The organism is uncultured Bradyrhizobium sp., from assembly GCF_964252615.1.
GTDB lineage: Bacteria > Pseudomonadota > Alphaproteobacteria > Rhizobiales > Xanthobacteraceae > Bradyrhizobium.
The window spans coordinates 59,467-65,755 of record NZ_CAXUNQ010000024.1 but is presented as its reverse complement, the minus strand read 5'-3'; the positions used below and the strand labels follow the sequence as shown (position 1 = coordinate 65,755).

At 62.9% G+C, this 6,289-nt stretch carries 3 protein-coding genes; 1 reads left to right on the top strand and 2 read right to left on the bottom strand.

Annotated features, from left to right (window positions below):
• Nucleotides 1-153: 153 nt before the first annotated feature.
• Complete coding sequence (locus ACFE72_RS14150; protein WP_375413729.1) at nt 154-1,509, bottom strand: M23 family metallopeptidase; 1,356 nt, start codon at nt 1,507-1,509, stop codon at nt 154-156.
• A 99-nt stretch (nt 1,510-1,608) separates the two neighbouring features.
• Nucleotides 1,609-2,379, bottom strand: coding sequence for a redoxin domain-containing protein (locus ACFE72_RS14145; protein WP_375413733.1), 771 nt, complete (start codon nt 2,377-2,379; stop codon nt 1,609-1,611).
• Between the two features lie 210 nt (nt 2,380-2,589).
• Between ACFE72_RS14145 and ACFE72_RS14140 the strand changes: the two genes are divergently transcribed.
• Nucleotides 2,590-6,276: a DUF3971 domain-containing protein gene (locus tag ACFE72_RS14140; RefSeq protein WP_375413728.1), complete on the top strand. Its 3,687-nt coding sequence runs from the start codon at nt 2,590-2,592 to the stop codon at nt 6,274-6,276.
• The last annotated feature ends 13 nt before the right edge of the window (nt 6,277-6,289 follow it).

The window sequence follows — 6,289 nt, the reverse complement described above, 5'->3', positions numbered from 1 at the left end:
CGTGACGTTCGCGAGCGCCCCTGTAGTGGGGCAGGACACGGTCAGCATAAGCGAGCTTGGAGAGGTGGGGATAGGTATACATTCACAAGTACGTGAACGCCGCTTTGCCCTGCGGTTCTGCGACGCGCGAAGAGCGCTGCATCGCGCCCGGGGCTAGCCGGCGCTAAGCCGCACGCCAGCACGCAGGAATTTTTGCGGATCGACCGCGTCGCCATCGATCCGGGTTTCGTAATGCAGATGCGGTCCGGTGGAACGTCCGGTCGACCCGACGGCGCCGATCACCTGTCCGATTCTGATCTGGTCGCCAACCCTGACGTTGATTTCCGACATATGGCCATAGCGGGTTGCCAGTCCATTGCCGTGGTCGATCTCCACCATGCGGCCATAACCGCCCGCCCATCCCGACGAGACGACTTTCCCGTTGGCCGTCGCGCGCACCGGATCGCCCATCGAAGCGCGGAAATCCAGACCGGTATGCATTGCGGGCCGGCCCAGGAACGGATCGCTTCGGACACCGAAGCCCGATGTGAATTCGACTTCGCCGATCACCGGTTTGCGATAGGGCACCAGCGTCAGCGTCCGGTTCAGGCGTTCGACCTGGGCGCGGGTAATATTGATGCGATAAAGCTGGCGCTCGAATGCTCCCGCATCGGCGGGAAGCTTAACCGGGACATACGGGCCACCCATGCCCGACCGGGGTGTCGCGGCTTCCAACTGCGCCATATCGAGGCCGAGATCGGTGATCACGCCGCGCATGCGGCGAACCCGCGATTCCATTCCCTCTTCGACAGAACTCAGCGCCGCCATCTGACGGCTTTCGACGTGGTCGAGGGAGGTTTGCAGGCGTACCAGGACGTTGTCGACGCCCTGGATTTTTGCGAAATGGTTCGGCTGCGCGTTGAGGACCGGCGGGGTTCGGGATTCCAGCCGGGCTTCGCGGTCCGGAGGCGCGACGAAAATCACGGTGTCGTTGATCGGCGAGGGCTTTGGAATGCCCGAAGAACCGGTGTCGGAGGCTGCAGCCCCACGTGGCGGTTTGACCGATCCCGTGATCGATGCGTCCGGAATCGCACTCAACGCCGTGGCGCGGGACTCCAGCGTCGTCTGCCGGCGCATGATCTGATCGAGCTTCTGGTCGAACTGCTCCTGATCGAGCAACTGACGGCTGGTGGTGCGGTCAACCTTGGCGCGTAGTTCGGCGATGCGGTCTTCGTAGGCGTATTGCATGTCGGCCTGCCGCGCGATCAACCGCGTCAGCACGTCGTCGCGGAATGCGAAATAGGTCGCGGTTGCGGCCGACCATGCGCCGAGAACGGTGACCGTGCCGACGACGATCCAGAACACCACGGGCCCGAACCGCACCTGCTTGCCGGCGTGAACGATGGTATAGCCGTTCTCGCCGGATTGCGGGCGAGCGCCGGAGGCCGCCGGACGCCGGGAAGGCGGCCGTCCATGATCGTGCGCATGGTGTTGAGGAAGCTCGGAATTGTCACCCAAACGATACGACATCGGCACTCCCGCGCCGGTCGGAAACAAACTCCGTTCGGCTCAACTTGCGCGGTGATTTGACCCTCTCATGGTTAATTTTTGGAGAACGGGACCGCGCAATTACAAGGCTTGCGCGGCCGCCAGCACTTCGTCGGCATGACCGTCGACTTTCACGTTGCGCCAGATTTTTGCGACACGGCCGTCGGCACCGATCAGAACCGTCGTGCGAACAATGCCAAGGAAAGTCTTGCCGTACATGGACTTTTCTCCCCAGACTCCATAGGCCTCCAGCATTTCGTGCTGCTCGTCTGAAACCAGGGGAAAAGACAACTGATGCTTGTCGCGGAATGCTTCCTGAGCTTTCAACGGGTCGGCTGATACGCCGAGCACGGCAGTCTGACTATCGGCGAATGCGCCGGACAGTCGCGTGAAGTCGATGGCCTCCTTGGTGCAGCCCGGCGTGTCGGCACGCGGGTAAAAGAAGATTACGAGCTTTCGCCCGGAATAATCGGCTAGTGATATGCCGTTTCCGCCGTCGCGCGGAAGCTGGAAAGCGGGAGCCTTGAAACCTTCCTTCAAAGCGGCGGCTTTGCCAGGCACTGCGGCGGCCGGTGGCGCCGGTAATTTCTCGATCGAAGGATGTTCGGTCGCCGGTTTTGTGGCGGTGGGCTGCAATCCGGCGGTCGTCGGTGCGGCGGATTTTTGCGGCGCTGTCACTTTTAACTTTTTCGACGCGGCCTTGTGCGATGCTGTCGCCGGTTTCGTGACCGATTTCTTGGCGGGTGTCTTCGCAACCGTTCGGCCGACTCCGGCGGGGGGCCTTTTGGCCGCTGGCTTTGCCGCCGTTCTGGAGGGCGTCTTGGGGGATTTCTTGCGCGTTTTCTTGGACATACGCCTTCCTTTCGTCGCTTTCAGCGGGTCAATCAATACGGTATTGCGGGTCCAGCCCCGGCGGTTGGAGCCGAGGTGGTCGCGCTGGGCAAATCTGCCGGCCCCGGAGTATGGTTACAACGGATTCTACGCCACCACCCGTCCCCGTTCCTGTTGAACTGCTCCATGGGCCGGATGACGAGTAACAGTTTTAACCAGGGATTGGCAGCGATGCCGGCACGGGAGCGCTCGCTAAGCATCGACGCGCATGATCCTGACGGCGATCAATCGCACCATCAACGCCAGCACCGAGAGGCAATGGCAAGAAACGAGCCGCCGGACCCGTTGAACGTACCGACCGACGACCCACCTTCGCAATGGGATGATGCCGCTTGGGATCAGGACGAGGCCGCGGGCCACCGTGCGCGGCGGCTGTTGTCGAACTCGAATTCCGGTTTACATCGAATCGGCGACAACATCGGTGCATTGCGCCGCCGGCTCGCCGGCGGGCGCTGGGTGAAACGGCTCGCCATTGCCGCTGCGGTCCTGCTGGTCATTTTCGGGGGATGTTTCGGAGGGTTGTGGTGGCGGCTGGGCGCCGGTCCGATCAATCTCGACATCGCGACGCCATGGTTGGCGGCGGCGATCGAGGAAAATATCGGCCACGGTAACACCGTTGAGGTGGGTGGCACCCAGATCGAACGCGCCGGCCGGGTCCGCGTTGCCGTACGCATCCGCGACATCGTCGTCCGCGATCGCGATCATGTCATTGTCGCGACCGCGCCGAAGGCCGAAGTGAAACTGTCCGGCACCGCGTTGCTGACAGGGCGGCTTCGCGCTGAAAGCCTTAATCTGGTCGACGCCGAACTTGCGGTGCGCATCACGCCAGACGGTCAGGTCACCGTATCGACCGGTGACACCGCCCGCCCGCTGGCCACCGGCGTGGCGTCTACGCGGCGATCCGATATGCCGTCTTTGCCGGTCGGACCAGCATCGCCATCATCGGGCAATTCATCGGGAGCCGCGGCGCCAGCCGACAGGCGCGAGTCGGTCAGCGGATTGCTTGCCGGCCTCGACTGGCTCGACAGTCTGAGCCTGACCGGCCTGGACGGCCAGAACCTCAACGAAATAGGCCTGAAGAACGGAAACCTCACCGTCGACGACCAGCAGCGCGGCAATAAGTGGAATTTCGACAATATCACGCTCAATCTGCGCCGGCCGAGCGGCGGCGGCGTCGCCCTGAGCGTCGGCGAAGACGGCAAGCACGCCTGGTCGCTTCACGTCGTCGTTGGCCCCCCCGCGAACGGCGTTCGATCCATCGATATCCGCGCCGACAAGGTTTCGACCGCGAACATTCTGCTGGCGCTGCGGATGAAGGACGTGACCTACAGCGCGGATTTGCCGATCAGCGGCGAACTGAAAGGCGAACTCGGGCGGGACGGCCTGCCGACCTATTTCCGCGGCAAGATCGTCGCCGGCGCGGGGCACGTCACCGACAGCGATACGCCGGATTATCCGATGGCCATCGATGCGGCCGAAATGAATGTCGAATGGGATTCGTCACGGCGCGTGCTGGTCGCGCCATTCAAGATCATTTCCGGGCCGAACCGTGTGACCCTGCTGGCTCACCTCGAGCCGCCCAACGACAGCACGCGCGACTGGCAGTTGGGCCTGAGCGGCGGCACCATCGTTCTGGCAGGGATCGACGGGGAGCCACCGCTTATTTTCAACCGAATCGCCATCGGCCTGCGCTTTGACACCGACAACCGGCGCGTTGTGCTGACCCAGGCCGACATCAGCAACGGTGAAATCGGAATCGCCGGAACCGGCAGCGTCGATTACGCATCGGAACCGCGCCTCACGCTTGGATTTGCAGGAACGCCGATGTCGGCGTCCGCGCTCAAGCGCATATGGCCGGTCCTGGTGGTGCCCGAGGTGCGCGAATGGGTGATCGAGCGCATCGATCGCGGCTCGCTGCAGCGCATCGAAGTGGGCGTCAACTCGCCCGTGCGAAACTTGTCCCGGCGCGGGCCGCCGATTCCGGATGACGGTCTGGCGGTCAATATCCTGGCCAGCAATGTGACATTGCGGCCGGTGGATAATTTGCCGCTGGTGGTGCGCGACGCTGACCTGAAGGCTCGCGTCACCGGTCGGACCGCGACGGTGACGATCGGACAAGCCGCGGTGGATACGACCGGCGGGCGCAAGCTCAACATCAGCGATGTTGTCTTCGAAGTGCCGGACATGGCGCCTAAGCCGGCGCCGGCGCGCGTAAAATTCCGGGTCGACGGCCCGGTACCGGCGGCCGCGGAAATTCTCGCCTCCGACCGCCTGAGCGAATTCTCCGGCACCCTGATCGATCCAAATACCAGTCAAGGAAAGGTCGCGGCCCAGGTCTCGTTTGGCTTGCCGATCAAGCGCGAACTCACCAAGGCCGACACGACCTATGCAATTACCGCGGATCTCAGCGGATTTGCCGCCGATCGGCTGGTGATGAATCAGAAACTGGAGGCGAATACGCTGAAGGTCATCGCCAATAACCAGGGCTATCAGGTCAAGGGCGATGTCCGGATCAACGGACAGGCGGCCACGCTCGATTATCGCAAGCCGAACGACGGCGACGCCGATATCAAGTTGCAGGCCTCGCTCGATGATGCGAGCCGGGCGCGGCTCGGCTTCGATCTCGGCCCGGCCGTATCGGGCGCAATTCCAATCAAGCTGACCGGCAAGATCGGTGGCCCGGATCGCGACAGTCGCATGGGCATCGACGCCGATCTGACCGCCCTGAAGCTCGATAATATCCTGCCCGGATGGACCAAGCTGCCTGGCAAGGCGAGCCGGGCGGTGTTCAACGTGGTGCAGAAACAGCAATCGACGCGGCTGGAGGACATTGTCGTCGACGGCGGCGGCGTCCTTATCAAGGGATCGATCGAGGTCGATCAGAACGGCGATGTGGTCAATGCGAATTTCCCGACCTATGCTCCGTCCGAAGGTGACAAAACCTCGCTGAAGGCGGAGCGGGCCGCCGACGGCACGCTGAAGGTCACCATGCGTGGCGACGTATTCGACGGCCGCGGCTTCATCAAATCCGCCATCTCCGGCAGGGAGGCCGACGCCAAAGCCAAAGCCAGGAATTACGATTTCGATGTCGATGTGAAGCTGGGCGCGGTGGCCGGGTATAATGGCGAAGCGGTGCGCAGCGTCGATATCAAGATGTCCAGGCGCAACGGGGCAATCCGGAATTTGGCGCTCAGCGGCAAGCTTGGGCGCGACACGCCGCTGACCGGCGATTTGCGGGGCCGCGGCCAGGGCCGCGAGGTCGTCTATCTCGAGACCAACGATGCCGGCGCGTTTTTCCGCTTTACCGACACCTATGCCAAGATCTCCGGCGGACAACTGGCGCTCGCGATGGAGCCGCCGACCGTCGAGCCGCACGCAAAAGAGGGACTTATCAACATCCGGGATTTCACCATCAAGGGCGAGGGCTCTCTCGACCGGGTTGCCGCGGGCGGTTCGGGCGGAGCGCAGAATGGCGTCGCATTTTCCCGGATGCGGGCAGAATTTACCCGGCAGAACGGGCAGCTCGTGGTGCGGGAAGGCGTGGTGAAGGGTCCCACCATCGGCGGCACCATCGAGGGCAGCATCGACTCCGGCAACCAGGTCCGCATGAGCGGCACGTTCGTTCCGATGTACGGGCTGAACAACATCTTCGGCCAAATTCCGATTGTCGGCCTGTTCCTCGGAGGCGGCAGCAATGAAGGCCTGATCGGAGTTACCTATGAAGTTGTGGGCACGCTTGGTCAGCCGGTGCTCCGCGTCAACCCGATTTCCGCGATGGCGCCCGGCGTGCTCAGGAAAATCTTCGAATTCAATACCGGCAAACAATACAACCCGGTCGAGCTTCCCGGGCAGAACTGAGGCCGTCGCACTT

What these genes read in the sequence shown, in the direction of transcription:
- ACFE72_RS14150 (WP_375413729.1), bottom strand. Translation starts at nt 1,509, where the DNA reads ATGTCGTATCGTTTGGGTGACAATTCCGAGCTTCCTCAACACCATGCG.
- ACFE72_RS14140 (WP_375413728.1), top strand. Translation starts at nt 2,590, where the DNA reads ATGCCGGCACGGGAGCGCTCGCTAAGCATCGACGCGCATGATCCTGAC.
- ACFE72_RS14145 (WP_375413733.1), bottom strand. Translation starts at nt 2,379, where the DNA reads ATGTCCAAGAAAACGCGCAAGAAATCCCCCAAGACGCCCTCCAGAACG.